Raw genomic sequence first — 20,434 nt, 5'->3', positions numbered from 1 at the left:
ATCAATGGAACCTTTTGGGAATAAGACAGGGATTGTCTGGTATGGAGACAAAAAGCAAAGTCAAAATTCTGGTTGTTGATGACCGTCCGGAAAACCTGCTGGCGATGGATAAGTTACTTAAGCCGCTGGGGGCTGAGATTCACAAGGTGGATTCTGGCGAGAAGGCGCTGTCTGAAGTTCTGGCCCATCATTTTGCGGTTATTCTTCTGGACGTGCAGATGCCTGGCATGGATGGCTTTGAGACGGCTACATTGCTGCACAGTAACAAGCAAACGGCCAATATCCCCATCATTTTTGTGACTGCGATTAATAAAGATCATCACTACGTGGCCAAAGGTTATCAGTCGGGCGCTGTTGACTATTTGCCTAAGCCAATTGTTCCGGAAATACTTCTGGGTAAAGTGAAAGTATTTTTACAACTGGAGGAACAGCGGCTGGAGCTTGAACAGGTAACCAGGGAGCTGCAATGGATCAGCCAGAAGAACAAGCTGCTTCTGGACTGTGCAGGAGAAGGTATTGTCGGGGTTGATAAAGAGGGCAGGATAACCTTTATCAATCCGACAGCCTGTGAGTTATTGGGCGGCGTTGAAGCAGCTTTTCTGGATCAGCATATCAGCCAGTTTCTTTTGGACGACACCACGGGTGAAACAGCTCAGGAGCAATGGCAGAGGTCAGCTATTTATCGTGAGTGTCTGGAACAGGGCGGGACACTTAAACAGTCATCTGAATTAATCAACGTCAGCCGGGGAAGGTTTCCAGCGGAGTTCAATATTGCGGCCATTGTTAATAGCAGGAACGTTGTTCAGGGAGCCGTGTTTGTCTTTCAGGATATAACTGAGCGTAAACAGCTGGAAGACCAGCTAGTGAAAATGGCTAAGTATGATAGCCTGACGGGGCTGGCTAACCGGACGTTATTCAGGGAGTTTCTGCAGTCCTCAATGGATCGCAGTGACCGCTACCAGAATAAGACAGTGGTTATGTTTCTGGATCTGGATCATTTTAAACAGATCAATGATCAGCTTGGCCATGATGCAGGGGATCATTTGCTGACCAGTGTTGCCAGTCGTCTGGAGGGTTGTATCCGTAAAGTCGACCTGATTGCCAGGCTCGGTGGTGATGAGTTCGCCGTGGTTCTGGACGATGTCAGGAACCCGGAAGATGCCAGAACGGTTGCCAATAAAATTCTTGCGGCACTGAAGGAACCCCATGAACTGGGCGATGTTGCAAGAAAAGTAGGTACCAGTATCGGTATTGCACTTTACCCTGAGAATGGCAGTGATGCTGACGGTTTGATCAAGGCGGCAGATGAAGCCATGTATGTAGCGAAGAATGAAGGTCGGAATGACTTTCGGTTTTATTCCGACCTTAACCCGGATATTTCATAAACGTGCTCCCGTTCTCGCTTGTCCTTTGCCGCTCTAAGGGAGTTTTGTTCAGTCGACCGTACTCCCCGGTACGGCGCTCCCTCACAAAATCCCTTAGAGCGACAAAGTCCTACGCGAGATTCGGGGCAGTTTATGAAATATCCGGGTTAATCAATGAACGCTTAAGTTAACATTACACGTCGAATGCTGTATCCAGCTGTTTCTCGACAAACACTTTTTTCAACCTGGCAAAACGAGGTAAGCCGTTCAGGTAAGCAGGGTACTCCTCACCCTCAATTAATGGTTCAAGGTAGCCCCGACAGGTTTGGGTAATGTTGAAGCCATCTTCATTGATAAAGTCCAGTGGCATTGTGCGTTCAAAGTTGGCGACTTTTTCCAGTGCTACCTCTTTGATCGCCCAGCGATAGGGCATGTCAGACTCTCGAACGATGGCAGGCATTACGGCATTGTGACCGGTTACGGCCAGTTCAACCGCTGCTTTACCCACAGCGTAGGCCTGCTCTACGTCAACACGTGAGGCAATATGGCGGGCAGAGCGCTGAAGGTAATCGGCGACAGCATAGTGGTATTTGTAACCCAGCTCCTGCTTGATCATATTACACAGGGCCGGAGCTACACCGCCAAGTTGCTGGTGGCCAAAGGAGTCAATTACGGTTGTGGACGCGGAGATAAAGCTGCCATCTTCGTATTTGGCTCCCTCTGAGGCAACGATCACGCAATAACCTTCGTTATTGACGGTTTCCTGAACTTTTTTGAGAAACTTTTCTTTGTCCAACGGCAACTCAGGGAACAGGATAATGTGCGGTGGATCACCATCCTGGCGGGCAGCAAGGCCGGTAGCTGCTGCCAGCCAGCCGGCATGTCGTCCCATGACTTCCATGACAAAGACCTTGGTTGAGGTATCGCACATGGAAGCAATATCGTGGCTGGCCTCTTTGGTGGATACGGCAAGGTACTTGGCCGCCGAACCAAAGCCCGGACAGTTATCGGTAACCGCCAGGTCATTATCGATGGTTTTGGGGACTCCGATACAGGTAATCGGGTACCCCATTTTTTCACTGAGCTGGGACACTTTCCAGGCAGTATCCATGGAGTCATTGCCACCGTTGTAGAAAAAGTAGCCAATATTATGGGCCTGAAAGACTTGAATTAACCGACGATATTCCGCTTCACTCTCTTCAAATGACTTCAGCTTGTAACGACAGGAACCAAAGGCACCGCCCGGCGTCCTGAGTAATGCGCCGATGGTTTCATCGGACTCGTAGGAGGTGTCGATAAGCTCCTCACGCAAAGCGCCCAGTATGCCATTATGCCCTGCGTAGACTTTACCGATTTTATCCGGGTAACGACGAGCTGTTTCAATAACCGCGCAGGCGCTGGCATTGATAACAGCGGTAACACCGCCAGACTGTGCGTAAAAAGCGTGCTTCAATGTCATCGGTTAAATTCCGGGTGTTGCTGTGTGTTGTTTTGTGTTTTTGGCTGATTGCAGATGATACCCGATCGAGAGTTTATTGGTAGCGCTGTTATGTATCAATTTTATGGGCTGATGGTCTTTCAATGTCAACGTCCTTTTGCGCATAGTGCAAAAACAATGTCAGAATTCTGGTATCAGGGACTTTAGGATCTGTGCCCAAACCTGGAGCACTTTTTTTTGGAGAGATCGGGAATGCACATACACATTCTGGGTATTTGTGGAACTTTTATGGGAAGTCTGGCCATGCTGGCCAGAGAGCTTGGGTTTGACGTGTCAGGCTCTGATGAGAACGTTTATCCCCCGATGAGTACACAACTGGAAGAACAGGGTATTTCATTATTTCAAGGGTATGGTGCTGACGCGCTCAACCCGTCACCGGATCTTGTGGTGGTTGGCAATGCCATGAAACGGGGGATTCCCGCTGTAGAGTACGTGTTAGAGAAGGGGCTTCCCTACGTTTCAGGACCCGAATTTTTTGCCAGGTACATAGCCCCTGACCGCTGGGTATTGGCCGCTGCCGGTACCCACGGTAAAACCAGCACCAGCAGTATGCTGGCCTGGATCCTGGAATATGCCGGTATGTCTCCGGGCTTTCTGATCGGGGGCATACCAAAAGATTTCGGGATTTCCGCAAGACTTGGCAGTACCCCCTTTTTTGTGATTGAAGCGGATGAGTACGACACCGCTTTCTTTGATAAGCGCTCAAAATTTATTCACTACCAGCCACGAACCCTGATTATCAATAATCTTGAGTTTGACCATGCGGATATTTTTGATGATCTTGCGGCTATCCAGCGGCAGTTCCACCATTTGGTCAGGACCATTCCGGGTACTGGTCGAATTATTTATCCTGCCGGTACTCCCGAGATTGAAGCCGTTATGGCTATGGGCTGCTGGTCTGAACAGGAAGAGTTGGGTGGCATTCATAGCCACTGGCAAGTTGCACCGGTCAGTAGCGATGGCAGCCACTTTAAGGTTTTGTATAAAGGCACTGAGGTCGGAACCGTGAACTGGCAGCAGGAAGGTGATCATAATGTTGCCAATGCCCTGGCAGCCATTGCTGCGGCTCACCATGTCGGTGTCTTGCCAGATACAGCCTGTGAGGCGCTTTCTGTCTTTCAGGGGGTAAAGCGGCGGATGGAAATGGTTGAGGAGATCGGAGGTATACGGATTTATGATGATTTTGCCCATCACCCAACGGCGATTGCTACCACTCTGGCCGGGCAGAGGGCCAAACTGGGGGAAAATGCGAATATTCGTGTGATCATTGAACCCCGATCAAACACCATGAAAATGGGCGTGCATCAGGAGACATTGATCGCCTCTACCGCAGAGGCTTCGGAAGTTATCTGGTTTAAACCACAGGGGCTTGACTGGCCACTGGCCGAGTTAGTGCAGGATAGCGCGATAAAGTCATCGGTTATGGATTCCACAGAAGCCATTGTGCGTTATCTGGTTGATACCGCCTCGGCTGGTGACCATTTGCTGGTGATGAGTAATGGTGGGTTTGAAGGGATTCATGGCCGTATAGCCAGTGGGTTGAAAGCAAAACTCCAGAAAAAATAAGGTTAAGTGATGAGTCGGTCAAATCCTGAAAGAGTAACATTAGCCATCACGGGGGCTTCCGGAGCCCAGTACGGGCTTCGGCTACTGGAAAGCCTCGTTGCGGCAGAGCGGCAGGTGTTTGTTCTGGTTTCCAGGGCAGCCAAAGTGGTTCTGGCCACAGAAATGGACCTTGAGATCGGTGATACGCCGGACGCTATTGAGCAATTTTTTACCAACCGTTACCGTGCTGCTCCCAGACAGATTCGTGTGTTTGGTGAGGATGACTGGATGTCGCCTGTCGCTTCAGGCAGTGGTGCTCCGAGCTCAATGGTGATTTGCCCCTGCAGTACCGGAACCTTGTCGGCCATTGCCTGTGGTTTAAGTAATAATCTGACACAGCGGGCAGCAACGGTGGTATTAAAGGAGCGACGCAAGCTGATCATTGTGCCCCGGGAGGCCCCCTATTCTGAAATACATCTGGAAAATATGTTGAAATTGAGCCGGATGGGGAGTGTTATTCTTCCTGCGTCTCCGGGCTTTTACAATCGGCCGGAAACCGTGGATGACATGGTCGATTTTATTGTTGCCCGGATATTGGATCAGCTGGGAATTTCCCAGAAGTTAATGCCGTCCTGGGGGGATCATTGTCTTTGAAGGGGCTGGTTGTTCTGCTCCCGGAATAAAAGGCTTCAGGTTGTAAAGCCATAACGCCAGGGCATCCAGATAGATGGGCAGATTGGTTGCCGGGTCTGCCGGACCTGCTGCCAGATCAATGTCAAAACCCGGCAACTCCTGTCTTACGACTTCTTTCTGGTAAATCCCATGGGGCTGTTCTGAGATAACCAGGGCAGTTCCCGGTAGTGGGCCTGATTTCACCCAGTGCTTGAGTGTGTCACGGGTATTGGGCCTGTGCCAGAAGCCGTTCCTCCAGTTTCGTGGCGTATCAATAAACTCAACCGGCAGGGCTCTCATTGCTTCTGGCATGGGCACCAGTTGATGCAGCATGATTGCCGCCTCTGTTTCGGTAAAAGGGAGTGGGTCCGGGGTCTTCTGGTCAGGCTTTTTGGTGAGAATGTCCAGGTAGTCAGCCCTCGGGGTGAGAGGGCGTTGGCCCACCAGAAAAATCAAACGCTTGAATCGGACACCCTGACGCCACCACTCAGTTAACAAATCCAGCCTGCGTTTCATGCCGGGGGCAGTGGCTCCCAATAGCAGTGCATAATCATATTGCCTGGTTAATGGCCCGATGGGGGATATGAGTCCAAGCTTTTCAAGCAGATCAAGGACTTTGTCCCTTTTGTCTGTTGATATATCCAGCCCTGGTAATTCCCACCGTTCCTGTCCCGGTTTTCTGCGCCAGACCTGGGTGGTATCGATCATGGACTCCAGGGTAGGGGCATGGGAAATGCGCAGCTCTGTTAACAATTCATCCAGTGTTAATGTGAGCGTTTTATAGTGCTGACCAGGATCGACGGTATCCGCCTGGGAAAGCATGGAAAGATACATGAGTGTCCCTACCAGAAACCGCTGGTAATTGAATCGGTAATGGAATCGACTCTTCCAGCCGGGCATTGTTTTTGTCCCTGATGATGGCGCAGGGACAAGCATAGCTGGTTCTCTTAACAGGTTATTAATGCTGAGTTGACGCAGAAGTAGCGGTCTGGGCCTGTTGCTGGAGAATAAGCTGGCTCAGCTCAGGCTGTTCCCAGTTCTCCGGGTAGTGTTTGGCCATTGCTTCCATCATGACGGTATATTCATCAGCCGGTTTTTTCAGCAGGTAAGTCAGGAAGGTAAAGATTCGATCAGACATTTCTTTATTGATCTGATTCAGTTGTTGATCGTTTATCTGTCCTTTTTTCTGACACTCTTCAATGGTGGATTGGCGAATGCAGTTGGCGGATATGATCAGCGCCAGTTTCTCGATGTTTTGATCTTCCATGATGGGCTCCATGCCTGTATAGATAAAATACGTTTACCTATATAAAACTAGTTGCTGTGGGAGGGGTTTCAAGCCTGACAAATAAAAACAGGAAAAGAGATTCCCCCGATTAAGGTTGAGACGACTTAAGATTGGTTAAATCGGGTTTATCCCGATCATTATTATACTCAACGCCCAGTTGCCAGCCTGTAGCAATCAGCAATCCGCCAACAGTCCCCCACAGCGGTCCGACAGGGGTTAAGACGCCTATAACGAACCCTGCCACACTGCCAATTCCGGTTTTGGTAAAAAAGGGCGGTAACATTTCACCCAAGTGTCTGGACACATAATTGACAAGCTTTACCGCCCGACTGTGGAGGCCTTTGAAAAAGCTTGAGATATTACTCCATGCGGAATGCTCTTCACTGGAGCTGGCGGACATGCGGGTTTTGGTAAAAATGCTGACGATTTTTCTGCCAAAGCTGTTGCCACCTTCATCACTGTGGCTCAGTGAAGCATCAGTAGAAGGGGTTGATGCGTTGGGGTTAATGCCAGCAGAGGGGTATGATACGGTCATTTCAAGCACACTTATAATGTTGGTTTGATAATTAAGACCAACAAAAGCAATTAAGGTTCCCACCTTTACTTGAAAATTTAATAGATCCTGACTGATGGGTAGAAAAACAGATCTTAAAGGGGGCATCCGGGTTTTGTTAATTCACCGGGACATCCCAATTTGGAAGAAACTTATAAGCATCCGGTTATTGAGTACCACTCGCTGATACTCTCGATTTCTTCTTCAGATATCAGCCTGGCAATATTACTCATTGGCTGGTGAGTGGTTCTGGCACCGTTTCGGTAGTATTGCAGTTGTTTAACCATGTATTCTTTTTTCTGACAGGCCAGATTAGGGTTTAGTGGCGTTGTACCAATACCGGTTGGGCCATGGCACCCCGCGCAGAGCTGCATCGCTTTTGCCTGTGCTGCTTCAAGGTGTTGGGGGGGCTGCTGAATTTGAGTAGCAGACTGCTGGTCAGTGCACCCAGCCAGAAGAAAAACGGCGACTGGTACTATTTTTTTGATTTTTAAGACTATTTTCATCAAACCATCGACTTCACTTAAATTGATAGAGCGGTTAATAAGCCACTTTACGTGTGCCACTACATGTTAGAGCCTATCGACGTTTCGTTGCAGGCACGCAACGAAACGTCAACAGCTCCAGTTATTCAGTGTTGTCAATCCAGCGCTTTACCTTCATCTGTCAATCTGAGCCATGCATGGGAGTACCAGTAGTATTGTCGGCCCCTGTTGGATGGTGCAGTACAGTTGTAGCGAGTTCGGCCTACTGGTAATGGTTTATTAGCTTGTGTCCTGAACAGTGTCATCTCTTTATTAAGCCAGGTTACCTTCAGCTCACCTTGGCCGGAGGCGTAACACTTAAGCTGTTTTTTCTGGTAATCCCCTTCAGCCAGGGCCAGCTCCAGTTCGGGCTTAAGGTTATCCTGAGTGATCAGTGATGAGTCGGGGCTCTGGCTGGTCACTGGCAGAGCCCTGCTGTTGACTTTAATGGCAAAGTCATTCAGCCCATAAATACCCGCCATGGGGAAACGGGGCAGGCGAGTGAAGTCAGAATATTCACCAGCGGCTCCGGACTGCTGACCAAATCCTGTATAACCCATCTCGTCCAGTGTAACTCTGAGTTCCGGGGTGGTTTCACCAAAAGTCCAGGCAAACATCTTAACACTTTGACCGGTTTGTTCCCGGATTCTGGCTTCTGTCATATCCAGATCCTGACGGAACCGGGAAAGCCACTGTGCCCTGGTTTCTCCAGGCAGTCTTTCTACACTGTGGGCATGGTTCATGGTGTGGTTTGCCAGGGTAGCACCTGTTTCCGTCATTTCTCGCAGTTGCGCCCAGCTGAGAAACTTCTGATAGTTTTTATCCACCGGTGCGGGCGTGACAAAAATGGTAAATGGCAACCCCTGTTCCCTGAGTATTGGAAATGCCTCGGTGTAAATACTCAGATAGGCATCGTCAAAAGTGATGGCGACTGTTTTTTCCGGTAATGCCTTTTTATTGCGAAATGCTTCAACCAGATCAACCAGTGGCATCACATTGAACTTATTCTCCGCAAGATAGTTGATATGTTTCCTGAATGTCTCGGGGGTGACGCTGGTGATTTTCGGGGTTTCATTACTGACATGGTGATATTGCAATATGACTGCAGAACCGGATCCCTGACTCAAGGCCGGGATTATCGAGAACAGTGTAAAAATGCAGGGCAGGTATTGCCTCAATTTACCGACAACGGGCTTCAACAGAAATGACAAGCTCACAGTATCCCCTTAATACGGTTTCCCCCAGCTGGATTCGGGGCAGTTGATGAAATATCCGGGCTGGGATTTTAACCTTCAACAAGGGGGATTTACTATCGTACTAATCACCACTGGCTACTCAGGTATCCAGAGCATGGTTCCATGTCCAATGATTAACTACACCCGGACAAAAAAAACCACCGATCAGCAAAGGCAGGGGCTGATTGGTGGTCCAGGTTTCAATAGCGAACAATTAAAAGTTTATGGGCGGTCAGTTCATTCTTCCTTTAGACCTTGGTCTGAACCCTGATCGGCCTGACAAGCCCCTCCTGGATGGTAGACGCTACCATTACTCCAGCCTGATTGAATATCTGGCCTCTTACCAACGCTCTGGCACCGCTGGCATGGGTGCTTTCAATAGAGTGCAGTAACCACTCATCCATCCTGAATGGGCGGTGGAACCACATGGCATGGTCCAGACTGGCTATTTGAACGGGTTTCTGGAAAGCGGCAGCCCCATGGGGATACATGCTGGTGGGTAAGAACTGAAAGTCTGAGGCATAGGCCAGAAGGTATTTATGCAGTCCGGGGTTATCGGGCAGTTTTCCGTTGGCTCTTATCCAGATTTTATGATGTGGTGCCCTGGTGTCATCTGCCATTGGATCAACCGGGTCAGCAAAGCGAATCTCAATGGGGGTATCGCTGAGCAGTCGTTTTTGCAGCGGCTTGGGGATCAGGTCGCTGTGCCTTTGAATCAGGGCTTTTTCGCTCAGGGCTTCTTCCGGGGGTATGACGTCTGGCATCGGGTCCTGATGTTCAAACCCACTTTCGTTTACATGAAAGGATGCGGACAAATTGAAAATAGGGCGTCCATTTTGCACGGCGACTACCCGGCGGGTATTGAAGCTTCTGCCATCGCGAATGCAGTCCACCGTGTAAACAATCGGCTTGCTGCTGTCGCCCTCGCGAAGAAAATAGCTATGCAAGGAGTGAACATGACGTTCAGGATCCACCGTCTGCCTTGCCGCAGACAGCGCCTGGCCTAATACCTGGCCACCAAATACCCGCCCCCAACCAAGGTCCTGACTCTGGCCCCGGAATATATTGTTTTCAATCGGTTCCAGTTTCAGTTGATTAATCAGTTCTTCCAGTACATCACTCATCCTGTAACTCCCTGGCTGCATACCGTTGTTGAGATTGGCGGTAGATATTGTGTTGATGCTTTGAGTTATCGGGTAACAACAGGCCCGCTTTTACCCTGTAAAACTGGCGCAGTTTAAACGCTCAGGCCTGCTTTGCAAATCAGGCTGTACCAGCAGGAAGGATTAGCCCGCAGCCCGTTATAGCTGATAAATTGTGAGTTTTATAAATCTGCCCGGTTAGAACGGTAAGTTCGGGCTGTTTACGATCAAGCATCTGGCATTATTTCTGGTAACGGTCCGATGTCATCATTACCGGGTAGTCTATTAGAATAAAACTGTAGTCTAATTCTGATAACACATCAGTCCAGATCAATAGCAAGGTATTTCCCACCAAGGCCACGGTAACTCATGGATAACGCTTATTTTGATCCCATTCATATATGGTTACAGCAGAACACTGGCCTGATTGGTCCTGCTATAGCAATGGTGGCCTGTCTGGAATCACTGGTTGTGGTGGGTATTGTTCTGCCGGGTGTGGCCCTGCTGTTTGCATTAGCGGCTATTGCCGGGGCGGCTTCCGTTTCTATCTATCCAATCCTCCTGTGGGCTTTTCTGGGAGCTGTTGTCGGGGATGGGGTCAGTTACCTGCTTGGCTATCATTACCACGAGCGAGTCAGGGGCTGGTGGCCATTTAATCGTCATCCTCAATGGTTGGAACGTGGTGAAGATTTCTTCAGGGAGTATGGTTTTTTAAGCATTGTGATCGGGCGCTTTGTTGGTCCTGTCCGCCCTATCATACCGGCAGTAGCGGGTATGATGGGTATGGTTCCCAGGTACTTTTTTACCGTTAATATTCTCTCCGCCCTAGCCTGGTCTCCGGTTTACCTGCTTCCGGGTTATCTGACGGGAGCCGCACTTCAGTGGCATGATAAAGTGCCCGAGCAATTGTTGGTTGTGTTGTCAGCCATTACCGGTGTTGCCATCCTGCTTCCGCCATTGCTGATCAGTGCTCATCGTCACTTCAAGCCCCAGTTTATCGGGTATCTGGTGCTGGTATCAGGGCTGCTTACCTTACTGATTACTGCTCACCGGGCAGGGTTGCTGGAGAGCGTTAATCAAGGTGTTGACCAATGGCTGACAGCGGTTCAATTGCCCTGGTTGCAAAAGGTGATGTACTGGGTGGCCCAGATTGGCAGCATTCCTGTTTTGAGTATTGTTTCCGCAGGTGGCTTATTATGGCTTTGCCGTTCTAATCGGTTTGCCACTCTGTTTAGTCTGCTTTTTGGTGGTGTATTAATGGTTTGCTCTGTCTGGCTTATCAACTGGTTGGCAGACAGTGACAGGTCTGTGATATGGCTTGATCTTTATGCTTTGCCCTCTGTGCATGCAACCGTCATCGTCTATGTACTGTTTTCTTTTGTTGCCTTGGTAGCAGTAAACCGTCCATTTAAAGTCCAATGGCTATCGGCCAGCGTCGCTTTGGGGCTGGTGATGATTGACGCTTTTGCCCGGTTGGTTTTGCAGGTTAACTGGTTTGGCGACGTTATTACGGGATTGTGCCTTGGTTTATTCTGGGGACTGGTTGCTCTTGCGCTGAAAAGCGGAATCAATGCCCGGAGTAAACGTATTTTTCCCGTTTGATCTGCCGGGGGGATAGCCCTCTGTCTCTGAGCAGGGTCACACAATCATCAATCATGCCCGGATTTCCGCAGAGATAAACCACATCGTTTTCAGGGTTCAGGTTGAGGGCGTCAAACTGGTCTTGCACGTGGCCAGTATACTCATGGTTTGCTGTATTGACGGTGGACTCACGGCTTAAACAGGTGCGGTACTTTAAGTTTGGCAGTTGGGCAAAATCTTCAGAGTAAATGCTTTCCTCTCGATACCTGAAACCCTTTACAACGGTGACAGCTGTTCCCTTATCACTAAGCGTTTTCAATTGCGGAATCATACTTCGATAGGGCGCAATCCCCGTACCAGTTCCCACCAGAAGAAGCTGTCCGGGAAAGGTGTCCGGCAGCGTGAGGGCCCCGAACGGGCCAGAAATATTCAGTTCGGTTCCGGCAGGGGCTTTCTGGAAAAGCCCGGAAGCAACCCCACCACTGACCAGGCTGAGCGCTATTTGCAGCAGGCCGGTTGCCTTAAAGTCCTCCGGTGCGTTGGCAATGCTGTAACTTCGTTTATGAAGTTTTCCATCCATCTCAAACTGCAGCTGCACAAACTGTCCGGCAATAAAATTGAAACTCGCTCCTTCGTCCTGTACCAACTCAAAGCTCAGCTGCAGTGTATTGGCACTGAGCTGTTCAGTCTTAAAGAGTTTTGCAGAGAAAAGAGAACCGGGCATTAATGGCTATCCTCATGACGTTATTTCAGTGTTACCGCTTTCATAATAGCTTCTGATCATCCGTGCGAGGGCTCCTCTCCAGGGTTTATTATGAACGCCAAAGGTACTTAAAATTTTCCGGCAGGAGAGGGTTGCATTGGCTGGTGCCTGAATACCATTACGATCGTTCAATTTATCCATACGCAGTTTTCGGATTTTCAGGTCCTGAAATTGCGATGCCTCAGAAATCACCACCTCGGCAAAACGGTTTTCAGAGATAGACTCTGCACCAGCGTAATGATAAGTACCCCAGGGTTCAGCCCCACAGCCCAGTTGCTGGATGATCGCAACAATAACTCTTGCTGCATCATCGCTGGGGGTCGGGCACCCCTGTTGATCGGATACCACGGCAACCTCTTGCTCCCTGCTGATCTGGTCCAGAAGGTACTTCAAAAGGTTGGTGCGCCGGTGGCTGATGACCCAGGATAGACGAAGAATGATATGCCTTGGGCAGCGCTCACTGATTTGCTGTTCTGCCTGCCATCGGCTGGTGGCCAGAACACCGGCAGGGTTAGGTATATCTTTTTCGGTATAAGCTTCCTTTTTGCTGCCATCAAAAATCCGGTAGGTGGAAATATAGACCAGAATGGCCTGCTGTCGGTGACAACCATCCGCCAGTGTTGCCATGGCATCCCGGTTTATCCGGAAGCATTTGGAGGGCTCGTTTTCGGCCTTCACCGGATCGTTATAACCTGCACAGTTGACCACGATATCTGGCTGGTAATTTTTCAGGCAGGCATCAATGGACTCAGGATTTTCCAGATTTAATTCATCCCTTTTCGGAGCGATACAATGGATCTGCTTGTCAAGGAACAACCGCTGTACTTCCTGGCCGATCAGCCCGGTACCACCAATCAATAGTATTTTCATAAGCACTCGGCCGTTATGAGTTAATGATCACGGGCGATTCAACGCCATTGAATCAATACGGGAAATAGCTCTATTGAAACATGAATAAGAGAACTCAGGAAAAGAATTCTCAACGTTGAAAACATTGGTCGGAGTGATTGATGGCAGTAAGGTCTCTGATAAAAGCCGAAGTTATAGTAAGATAAGCCACTTATTTCCGTCTATTTTTACATTGATGAACCTTCTGAAATCAGGGTCTGCTGACGATGTATCTGGCTGAAGCTCCTGTAGAGCAGCATGAAGAAGAGCGTATTCTTCTTGTGGATGACAATCCGACCAATTTGCAGGTATTACTGCAAACCCTCAGTGGCCGTGGCTATAAGCTTCTTATTGCCAAAAATGGAGAGAGTGCTCTCAGGATCGCTGTCAAGGCAAAACCCGCTTTAGTGTTGCTGGATATTATGATGCCCGGCATGGATGGTTATGAGGTCTGCCAACGGCTGAAGGAAAGCCCTGAAACCCGCAATATAACCGTGATTTTCCTGTCCGCCCTGGATGACACCAAAGACAAGGTCAGGGGCCTGGAAACCGGCGCAGTGGACTTTATCTCCAAGCCATTTCAAGCGGAAGAGGTCATTGCCCGGGTACAGACCCAGTTGAAAATCCATAAGCTTGAACAGGCACTTTCAGCGAGAAATCGACAGCTGGAGGCTGATAAGGCCCGCATTCTGGAAAGTATGAATGAAGGGATATTCGGCCTGGATCGACTGGGACTGATTACCTTTGCCAACCCGGCAGCCTCTGCCATGACCGGCTGGTCCATAGAACAACTGACGGGCCAGAACCTGATTCAGTTAATGAAAGGCAGTGAAGATGCCCCATCAGGGCCACTGGCACCGATTGAGGTATCCCTGGGCAAGGGTGTCAGTAAAACCGTTGAAAATGCCACGTTCCTGCACAGTGACGGTTCGCCGTTTCCGGTGGATTTTTCCTGTACGCCGATTATGGAAAACAGTGCCCCCAGTGGCGCAGTGGTTGTGTTCAGGGATATTTCCGAGAAAAAAAGGCAGCAGGAAGCCCTGCAGAAGGCCCTGGATGAATTGGAAAGCCAGAAAGAGCAGCTGACCCATGTCTCCCGGTTGAGCACCATGGGTGAGATGGCCGCTGGCTTTGCCCACGAGGTAAATCAGCCATTGACCGCGATTTCCAATTACGCCCAGGTGGCCAGAAGGATGCTGGCCCGGCTGGAATTGGCCGATGACCTTGGTCTTTCCGAGGCCATGGAAAAAGTCAATACCCAGGCCCGGCGGGCCGGTGAAATCATTGCCCGTATTCGTTCTTTTGTGAAGAAACCGGACCATGTTCTCGGCAGCGTCGATCCCAACCGGTTGATTCAGGATACCTACAAGCTTGCCGAAGTTGACGCCCGTAACAACCATATGGAAATTCATCTGGAGCAGGAAGAGGGGCTTCCGAATGTGAAGGTTGACCCTGTGCAGATCCAGCAGGTGGCATTGAACCTGATTCGTAATGGCATGGAAGCGATGAGAGATATGGAGACCCGCAGTATCGGTGTCTATGTTCGCACCGAAAAGCTGGATGATAACTTTGTCAAAGTGTCGGTCATTGACCGTGGCCATGGTCTGGCAGATGATGCCGAAGAAAAACTGTTTACGCCGTTTTACACCACCAAGGCGGATGGTATGGGTATTGGACTGACAGTATGCCACTCCATTATACAGTCCCATGGTGGTCGGTTGACATTCCAGCGTCACCCGGAAGGCGGGACGATATTTGAATTTACCATGCCGATTGCGGACTGATAATATGGCTGTTTTGCAGCCTTTTATTGCAGAGAATAAACGATAGTGGTGATGCAAGTTGCCGGGAGAAAAGACATTGGCTGATCAAGTGACGGAGTACATGCATGGACTGGGCCAGAGAGCCCGGCAGGCCAGTAAGGAGATGGCTGTTGCTGATACTGCGATGAAAAACAGGGCACTTCTGGCGATAGCAGACGCACTGGAAGCGGATCGTTCACAGCTGAAGTTTGTCAATACCCGGGATCTGGACGCTGGCCGGGAACGTGGGCTTGATGCAGCGATGCTGGATCGCCTTGAACTGACCGATGCCCGAATTGATACCATGATTGAAGGTCTCCGTCAGGTGGCCGCCCTGCCAGACCCCATCGGCACTATTGATGATATGAAGTATGTGCCCAGCGGTATTCAGACAGGCAAAATGCGGGTGCCTCTGGGCGTCATTGGCATTATCTATGAGTCCCGTCCGAACGTCACCGTGGAAGCAGCGAGCCTGTGTCTGAAATCTGGCAATGCGGTTATTCTCCGTGGCGGCAGTGAGTCCATTCATTCCAATCAGGCTATTGCCCGGTGCATTCAGCAGGGGCTGGCCCAAGCAGGGCTGCCTGAAGATGCGGTTCAGGTGGTTGAAACTATTGACCGTGCCGCTGTCGGTGTGCTGATCACCATGCCTGAGTATGTCGATGTGATCGTACCTCGTGGTGGCAAGGGACTGATTGAGCGCATCAGTGCCGACGCCCGGGTACCGGTGATTAAACACCTGGACGGTGTCTGCCATGTTTATCTGGATGATCGGGCCGATCAAAGCAAGGCCGTCCGGATTGCCATGAATGCGAAAACCCATCGCTATGGTGTGTGCAATGCCATGGAAACGCTGCTGGTGCATCAGGATGTGGCTCAGCCTTTGCTGCGGGAGCTTTCAGGACTTTATTCCCAGAAGGGTGTTGAGTTGCGGGGATGTCCTATTACCTGTGAGATTCTGCCCGGTGCGGTAGCAGCAACTGAAGAAGACTGGTCAGAAGAGTACCTTGGCCCTGTTCTGGCCATTAAAGTGGTTCTGGATATGGATGAAGCAATTGCTCATATCAATCGCTACGGTTCTCATCATACCGATGCCATCGTCACTGAAGATTTTACCCGTGCCCGCCGCTTTATGCGGGAGGTGGATTCAAGCTCTGTTATGGTGAATGCATCCACCCGTTTTGCCGACGGGTTTGAATATGGGCTGGGTGCTGAAATTGGTATCTCTACCGACAAAATCCATGCCCGTGGGCCAGTCGGCCTGGAAGGGCTGACTTCGCAAAAGTATGTGGTTTTCGGGGATGGCCATATTCGCCAGTGATACTGCTCTGATAGTGGATTTCCGCCTCTGGAGGGTATCGGGCATTGACTTCTATGATTAATGCTGAGAGCCTGCCCTGTTTAAATGGCCTGATTCGGCACAGGGTAACAAACCATGCTCTGCCGGATCGTCAATACGAGGTTAATTTTGCAGTCTATGCATTCTGATGAGTTAAAACAGCTTGTTGTCGAAGCTATTGAAGAAGTAAAAGGTAATGAAATCACCTGTTTGAATGTTTCGGGTCAAACCAGTGTGACCGATTTTATGGTGATTGCCTGTGGTACCTCCAACCGTCATGTAAAGTCGCTGGCGGATAATGTCATTGAGCAGTGTAAGAAACAGGGTGTTCGACCGTTAGGGGTTGAAGGTCAGGACAAGTCCGAGTGGGTTCTGGTGGATCTTGGTGATGTCGTTGTCCACCTGATGCTGCCTGCTACCCGCCAGTTCTATGACCTGGAAAGACTTTGGGACAGTGCTGACCTGGTTGTCGCTGAGCCCTCCTGATGCGGATTCGGCTGATATCGGTTGGCTCAAAAATGCCGGGTTGGGTTGAAGAGGGCTACAGGGAATACAGTCGTCGGCTGGGTGCGGACGTGAAACTGGAGCTTATTGAGATTCCTCTCGGTAAGCGCAGTAAAGGCTCTGACATTAATCGGCTTCAGGAGAAAGAGGCTGGCCAGATGCTCGCTGCTGTGGGTTCAGGCGACCTGGTGGTCACCATGGAAATTATGGGCAAGGCCTGGAGCACAGAGAAGCTGGCGGACAATATGGGGGCGTGGCTGCACAGTGGCCGCAACGTCAGTTTACTGGTTGGTGGGCCGGAAGGTTTGCATGCATCATGTCTGGCAAAGGCGGATCTCCGCTGGTCATTGTCGCCATTAACATTGCCGCACCCGCTGGTTCGGGTTGTGGTGGCTGAGCAGGTTTACAGAGCCTGGAGCATTCTTCACAATCATCCCTACCACAAGTAAAACTGATGTAACCTTGATTGACGAAGTACTTTCACTCAAGTAAAAGTGAAGGCTAGCTTTCTGGTGAGAGTTTTTATTTGAAATGCAGTGTTTTTTCTTGAGAAACACTGCATTTTTTACGTTTAATATTTGTGTATTAACAGGCTAATGTATCAGTTGATGCATTTAAGAGCAGCCCCTTGACCATACGACTGATGACTGAGATATAACATGCCGCAGGATACCTTAAAGGACCATGGGGCAGAAAAAAGACTGGTAAATATCCGGATCTGGGTTGCCATTGGCTTTATGGTGCTCCTTGCTATGGGGCTGATTTCCCGCCTCTTCTATCTTCAGGTTGTTCGCTACAATGAGCTGTCCACGCAATCGGATGAGAACCGTGTACTGGTTCAGCCAATCCCTCCTACCCGTGGCCTGATATACGACACCAATGGCAAGCTTCTTGCCGTTAACAAGCCTAGCCATATATTGTCGATTGTTCGGGAGCAGACCAAAGATCTTGCGGGTTTGCTGGATGATATTGGTCATATTTTGTCTCTGACCGACGGTGAGCTGCAGCGTTTTCATCAACGGGTTAAACGACGCCGACCTTATGAAGCGGTCCCTCTGAAGTTTGATCTTACCGCCGAAGAGATTGCCCGCATTTCGGTGAATCTTTTCCGTTTGCCGGGGGTGGACATCAATGCTGAACTGATCCGGCAGTACCCCGAAGGAAAGCATTTTGCCCACAGCATCGGCTATGTAGGCCGAATTAATGATCGGGATTTGAAACGTCTGGACCCGACTCTCTACTCCGGGACTCATACCACAGGCAAGATTGGTGTAGAGCGCGCCTACGAGTCGGTACTTCTGGGTAAACCCGGTCATCAGGAGGTAGAGACCAATGCCCGTGGCCGGGTATTGCGCGTGTTGAAAAAAGTTAGCCCGCACGCCGGTCAGGATCTTAACCTTTATCTGGACAGTGAGCTGCAAAAGGTGGCCATTGATGCAATCAATGGCCGCCGAGGGGCTTTGGTGGCCATGGACCCGAAAACCGGCGGAGTGCTGGCAATGGCCAGCAATCCATCCTTTGACCCCAATCTGTTTGTGACGGGGATTGATAGTAAAACGTTCAATGCGCTCAACAGAGATATCGAGCGACCGTTGTACAATCGGGCATCATTAGGTGAGTACCCACCCGCTTCCACAGTAAAGCCGGTGATGGGGCTGGCACTGCTGGCGAATGATATCGTCAAACCAGAGGACAGAATTTTTGATAAAGGCTGGTTTCAGCTACCGGGCAGTGATCACCGTTTTCGTAACTGGAAACGTTCCGGTCATGGCTGGGTTGATTTATCCCGCGCGATATCAGCATCCAATGATACCTATTTCTATATTCAGGCCGGGAAGCTGGGTATCGATAATCTCCATGATTTTGCTGATCAATTCGGCTTTGGCCACAAAACCGGCATTGATATAAGGGAAGAGCGTCCGGGCCTTTTGCCCTCCAGTGAGTGGAAACGAGGTGCCTATGGCCAGCCCTGGTATCCGGGTGAAACGGTGATTGCGATCATCGGGCAGGGGTATATGCTGGCAACCCCCTTGCAGCTGGCAGAGTCAACGGCGCTTATCGCCAACCGTGGCAAGTATGTTCAGCCCCGCCTGGTGAAAGAGGATATTCCTGAAATCCAGGGGGAATTCTGGGGGGATGACATCACCATTGGCCGGACTCCCGAGGCGGAAGCCAAGAACTGGGAACTCATTATCAAAGCCATGGAAGATGTTGTTCACTCTCCGGGGGGAACCGCACACTGGCGAATCGGTCGGGGACTCAAGTATCGTATGGCCGGTAAAACCGGGACAGCACAGGTGGTCAGTATTCCCCAGGGAGAGGAGTACGATGCTGAGAAGCTGAAAGAGTTCGAGCGGGATCACAGTTTGTTTGTCGCATTTGCACCGGTAGAAGATCCCCTTATTGCCGTTGCTGTTATTCTGGAAAACAGCAATGGTGCTGCCAATGTCGCCAGAAAGGTTATGGATTCCTACCTGCTGCCAAGATTAACGGTCAACAGCCATCAAGTGAAGGGAGAGAAATAATGGCCAACCAGGATTTTGTTCGCCAGATTGATCTCCACGGGTTTGGCCGCGGCCCGGGACTGTCCATGCGCTGGCATATTGATTTTATGCTGCTCGGGTTTCTGCTTTTACTCTGTGGTGCGGGGCTCTTTATTCTTTACAGTGCCACCGGTCGGGATATGTCGGTTATTATTCGACAGGCAACCTATCTGGGCATCAGTCTGACCGGCATGCTGATCGTGGCCCAGATTCCGCCAAGGGTGCTGATGCAGTGGGCCAAGTGGTTTTATGTGGCAGGGGTGCTGCTATTGCTGGCCGTTCTGTTTATGGGCGTACAGTCCAAAGGTGCACAGCGCTGGATTCAGTTACCGGGTTTCCGGTTTCAACCATCGGAAGTGATCAAGCTGATTATGCCGATTACCATGGCGGCTTTTCTGGCCAGGCGTCCACTGCCTCCCTCGTTTAAAGATGTGATTTTCTCACTGATTATTATTGCTGTGCCGGTGGTACTTATTGCCAAACAACCTGACCTTGGCACGTCTATTTTGATTGGCTCTTCGGGCCTGTTTGTGCTGCTGCTGGCCGGTTTGCGCAAGCGCATGATATTTTCTGCCATCTGTCTTGCGGCACCAGCGATCTATGTGTTCTGGCAGTTCTTTATGTATGACTATCAGAAGCGGAGGGTGCTGACATTTCTGAACCCTGAAAGTGACCCGTGGGGAGCCGGTTGGAATATCATCCAATCCACCATCGCCATTGGTTCCGGTGGGCTTTATGGCAAGGGGTGGTTACAGGGCACGCAATCGCATCTTGATTTTCTGCCAGAAAGCCATACGGATTTTATCATTGCCGTTCTGGCGGAAGAGTTTGGCCTGATGGGATGTCTGGTGCTCTTTGCCCTGTATACCCTGATTCTGGGGCGGGGACTGTTCATCACCCTGAATGCCGAGACGCTCTTTGGCCGTTTATTGGCAGGTAGTATTACACTGACGTTTTTCGTGTATATCTTCGTGAATATCGGGATGGTCAGTGGACTCCTGCCAGTAGTGGGTGTTCCATTACCCATGGTTAGCCGGGGAGGGACTTCTTTGGTGACCCTGCTGGCCGGTTTTGGTTTTCTGATGTCGATACATACCCATCGCTCTTTTCTGAGGGCTTCCCAATAGATCTTTACCTTTCTGGCATAGAATTCAAAACCACTGTCGATTAATGTAGAGGCAGGTTGGGTTATG

The 20,434-nt window shown here is 50.1% G+C and carries 19 protein-coding genes; 10 read left to right on the top strand and 9 right to left on the bottom strand.

Going from position 1 to position 20,434, the window contains the following annotated elements; translation table 11 throughout:
• Positions 1–1,385 (top strand): diguanylate cyclase domain-containing protein (locus ACO6V1_RS16055; RefSeq protein WP_422467618.1); only part of this gene is annotated, 1,385 nt, incomplete at its 5' end.
• 172 nt (positions 1,386–1,557) lie between these two features.
• Here ACO6V1_RS16055 and ACO6V1_RS16050 read toward each other — a convergent pair.
• Entirely contained in the window at positions 1,558–2,823 is a 1,266-nt protein-coding gene (locus ACO6V1_RS16050) for a 6-phosphofructokinase (protein WP_422446680.1), read from the bottom strand.
• A 231-nt stretch (positions 2,824–3,054) separates the two neighbouring features.
• Here ACO6V1_RS16050 and mpl point away from each other — a divergent pair, with 231 nt between their 5' ends.
• Together mpl and ACO6V1_RS16040 are read left to right on the top strand one after the other, a co-directional pair.
• Positions 3,055–4,428 carry a UDP-N-acetylmuramate:L-alanyl-gamma-D-glutamyl-meso-diaminopimelate ligase gene (gene mpl, locus ACO6V1_RS16045; RefSeq protein ID WP_422467616.1) on the top strand — a complete coding sequence of 458 codons (1,374 nt, stop codon included), beginning with the start codon at positions 3,055–3,057 and terminating at the stop codon, positions 4,426–4,428.
• 9 nt (positions 4,429–4,437) lie between these two features.
• Complete coding sequence (locus tag ACO6V1_RS16040; RefSeq protein WP_422446676.1) at positions 4,438–5,061, top strand: flavin prenyltransferase UbiX; 624 nt, start codon at positions 4,438–4,440, stop codon at positions 5,059–5,061.
• Here the strand turns inward: ACO6V1_RS16040 and ACO6V1_RS16035 are convergent.
• The 6 genes from ACO6V1_RS16035 to tesB form a co-directional block, all read right to left on the bottom strand.
• On the bottom strand, positions 5,029–5,979 hold the full coding sequence (locus ACO6V1_RS16035; RefSeq protein WP_422467614.1) for a hypothetical protein: 951 nt from the start codon (positions 5,977–5,979) through the stop codon (positions 5,029–5,031). The two genes, ACO6V1_RS16040 and ACO6V1_RS16035, sit on opposite strands and share 33 nt — an antisense overlap.
• A gap of 58 nt (positions 5,980–6,037) precedes the next feature.
• Complete coding sequence (locus ACO6V1_RS16030) at positions 6,038–6,346, bottom strand: hypothetical protein (protein ID WP_209203357.1); 309 nt, start codon at positions 6,344–6,346, stop codon at positions 6,038–6,040.
• 109 nt (positions 6,347–6,455) lie between these two features.
• Positions 6,456–6,902 carry a hypothetical protein gene (locus tag ACO6V1_RS16025; RefSeq protein ID WP_422446672.1) on the bottom strand — a complete coding sequence of 149 codons (447 nt, stop codon included), beginning with the start codon at positions 6,900–6,902 and terminating at the stop codon, positions 6,456–6,458.
• A 170-nt stretch (positions 6,903–7,072) separates the two neighbouring features.
• Complete coding sequence (locus tag ACO6V1_RS16020) at positions 7,073–7,294, bottom strand: c-type cytochrome (RefSeq protein ID WP_209203359.1); 222 nt, start codon at positions 7,292–7,294, stop codon at positions 7,073–7,075.
• Positions 7,295–7,560: 266 nt separating this feature from the next.
• Positions 7,561–8,661, bottom strand: coding sequence for a polysaccharide deacetylase family protein (locus tag ACO6V1_RS16015; RefSeq protein ID WP_422467612.1), 1,101 nt, complete (start codon positions 8,659–8,661; stop codon positions 7,561–7,563).
• 266 nt (positions 8,662–8,927) lie between these two features.
• Entirely contained in the window at positions 8,928–9,803 is an 876-nt protein-coding gene (gene tesB / locus ACO6V1_RS16010) for an acyl-CoA thioesterase II (RefSeq protein ID WP_422446667.1), read from the bottom strand.
• Positions 9,804–10,190: 387 nt separating this feature from the next.
• Between tesB and ACO6V1_RS16005 the strand changes: the two genes are divergently transcribed.
• Positions 10,191–11,423, top strand: coding sequence for a VTT domain-containing protein (locus tag ACO6V1_RS16005; RefSeq protein ID WP_422446665.1), 1,233 nt, complete (start codon positions 10,191–10,193; stop codon positions 11,421–11,423).
• On the opposite strand, the gene ACO6V1_RS16000 is transcribed toward ACO6V1_RS16005, so the two are convergent.
• Positions 11,389–12,126 (bottom strand): FAD-binding oxidoreductase, encoded by a 738-nt coding sequence (locus ACO6V1_RS16000; protein WP_422467610.1) that lies wholly within the window; start codon positions 12,124–12,126, stop codon positions 11,389–11,391. The genes ACO6V1_RS16005 and ACO6V1_RS16000 overlap by 35 nt on opposite strands.
• A gap of 12 nt (positions 12,127–12,138) precedes the next feature.
• Positions 12,139–13,035, bottom strand: a complete 897-nt coding sequence (locus ACO6V1_RS15995) for an SDR family oxidoreductase (RefSeq protein ID WP_422467608.1) — start codon at positions 13,033–13,035, stop codon at positions 12,139–12,141.
• 245 nt (positions 13,036–13,280) lie between these two features.
• Between ACO6V1_RS15995 and ACO6V1_RS15990 the strand changes: the two genes are divergently transcribed.
• From ACO6V1_RS15990 to rodA, 6 genes are all read left to right on the top strand, one after another.
• On the top strand, positions 13,281–14,837 hold the full coding sequence (locus tag ACO6V1_RS15990) for a response regulator (RefSeq protein WP_269673066.1): 1,557 nt from the start codon (positions 13,281–13,283) through the stop codon (positions 14,835–14,837).
• Between the two features lie 100 nt (positions 14,838–14,937).
• Positions 14,938–16,176 carry a glutamate-5-semialdehyde dehydrogenase gene (locus ACO6V1_RS15985; RefSeq protein ID WP_422467620.1) on the top strand — a complete coding sequence of 413 codons (1,239 nt, stop codon included), beginning with the start codon at positions 14,938–14,940 and terminating at the stop codon, positions 16,174–16,176.
• 156 nt (positions 16,177–16,332) lie between these two features.
• Complete coding sequence (gene rsfS / locus ACO6V1_RS15980) at positions 16,333–16,680, top strand: ribosome silencing factor (RefSeq protein WP_101746053.1); 348 nt, start codon at positions 16,333–16,335, stop codon at positions 16,678–16,680.
• A complete protein-coding gene (gene rlmH, locus ACO6V1_RS15975; protein ID WP_422467606.1) occupies positions 16,680–17,147 on the top strand; it encodes a 23S rRNA (pseudouridine(1915)-N(3))-methyltransferase RlmH in 468 nt (155 codons plus the stop codon). Before rsfS ends, rlmH begins: the two co-directional genes overlap by 1 nt.
• Before the next feature lie 210 nt (positions 17,148–17,357).
• Positions 17,358–19,223, top strand: coding sequence for a penicillin-binding protein 2 (gene mrdA, locus ACO6V1_RS15970; protein ID WP_422467604.1), 1,866 nt, complete (start codon positions 17,358–17,360; stop codon positions 19,221–19,223).
• Positions 19,223–20,368 carry a rod shape-determining protein RodA gene (rodA, locus tag ACO6V1_RS15965; protein ID WP_422467602.1) on the top strand — a complete coding sequence of 382 codons (1,146 nt, stop codon included), beginning with the start codon at positions 19,223–19,225 and terminating at the stop codon, positions 20,366–20,368. Before mrdA ends, rodA begins: the two co-directional genes overlap by 1 nt.
• Positions 20,369–20,434 lie beyond the last annotated feature (66 nt).

It is taken from the genome of Endozoicomonas sp. ALC013, from assembly GCF_049310205.1.
Classification (GTDB): Bacteria; Pseudomonadota; Gammaproteobacteria; order Pseudomonadales; family Endozoicomonadaceae; genus Endozoicomonas.
Note: the sequence above shows the minus strand (reverse complement) of the source record. Positions and strands in the feature narration are given on the sequence as shown.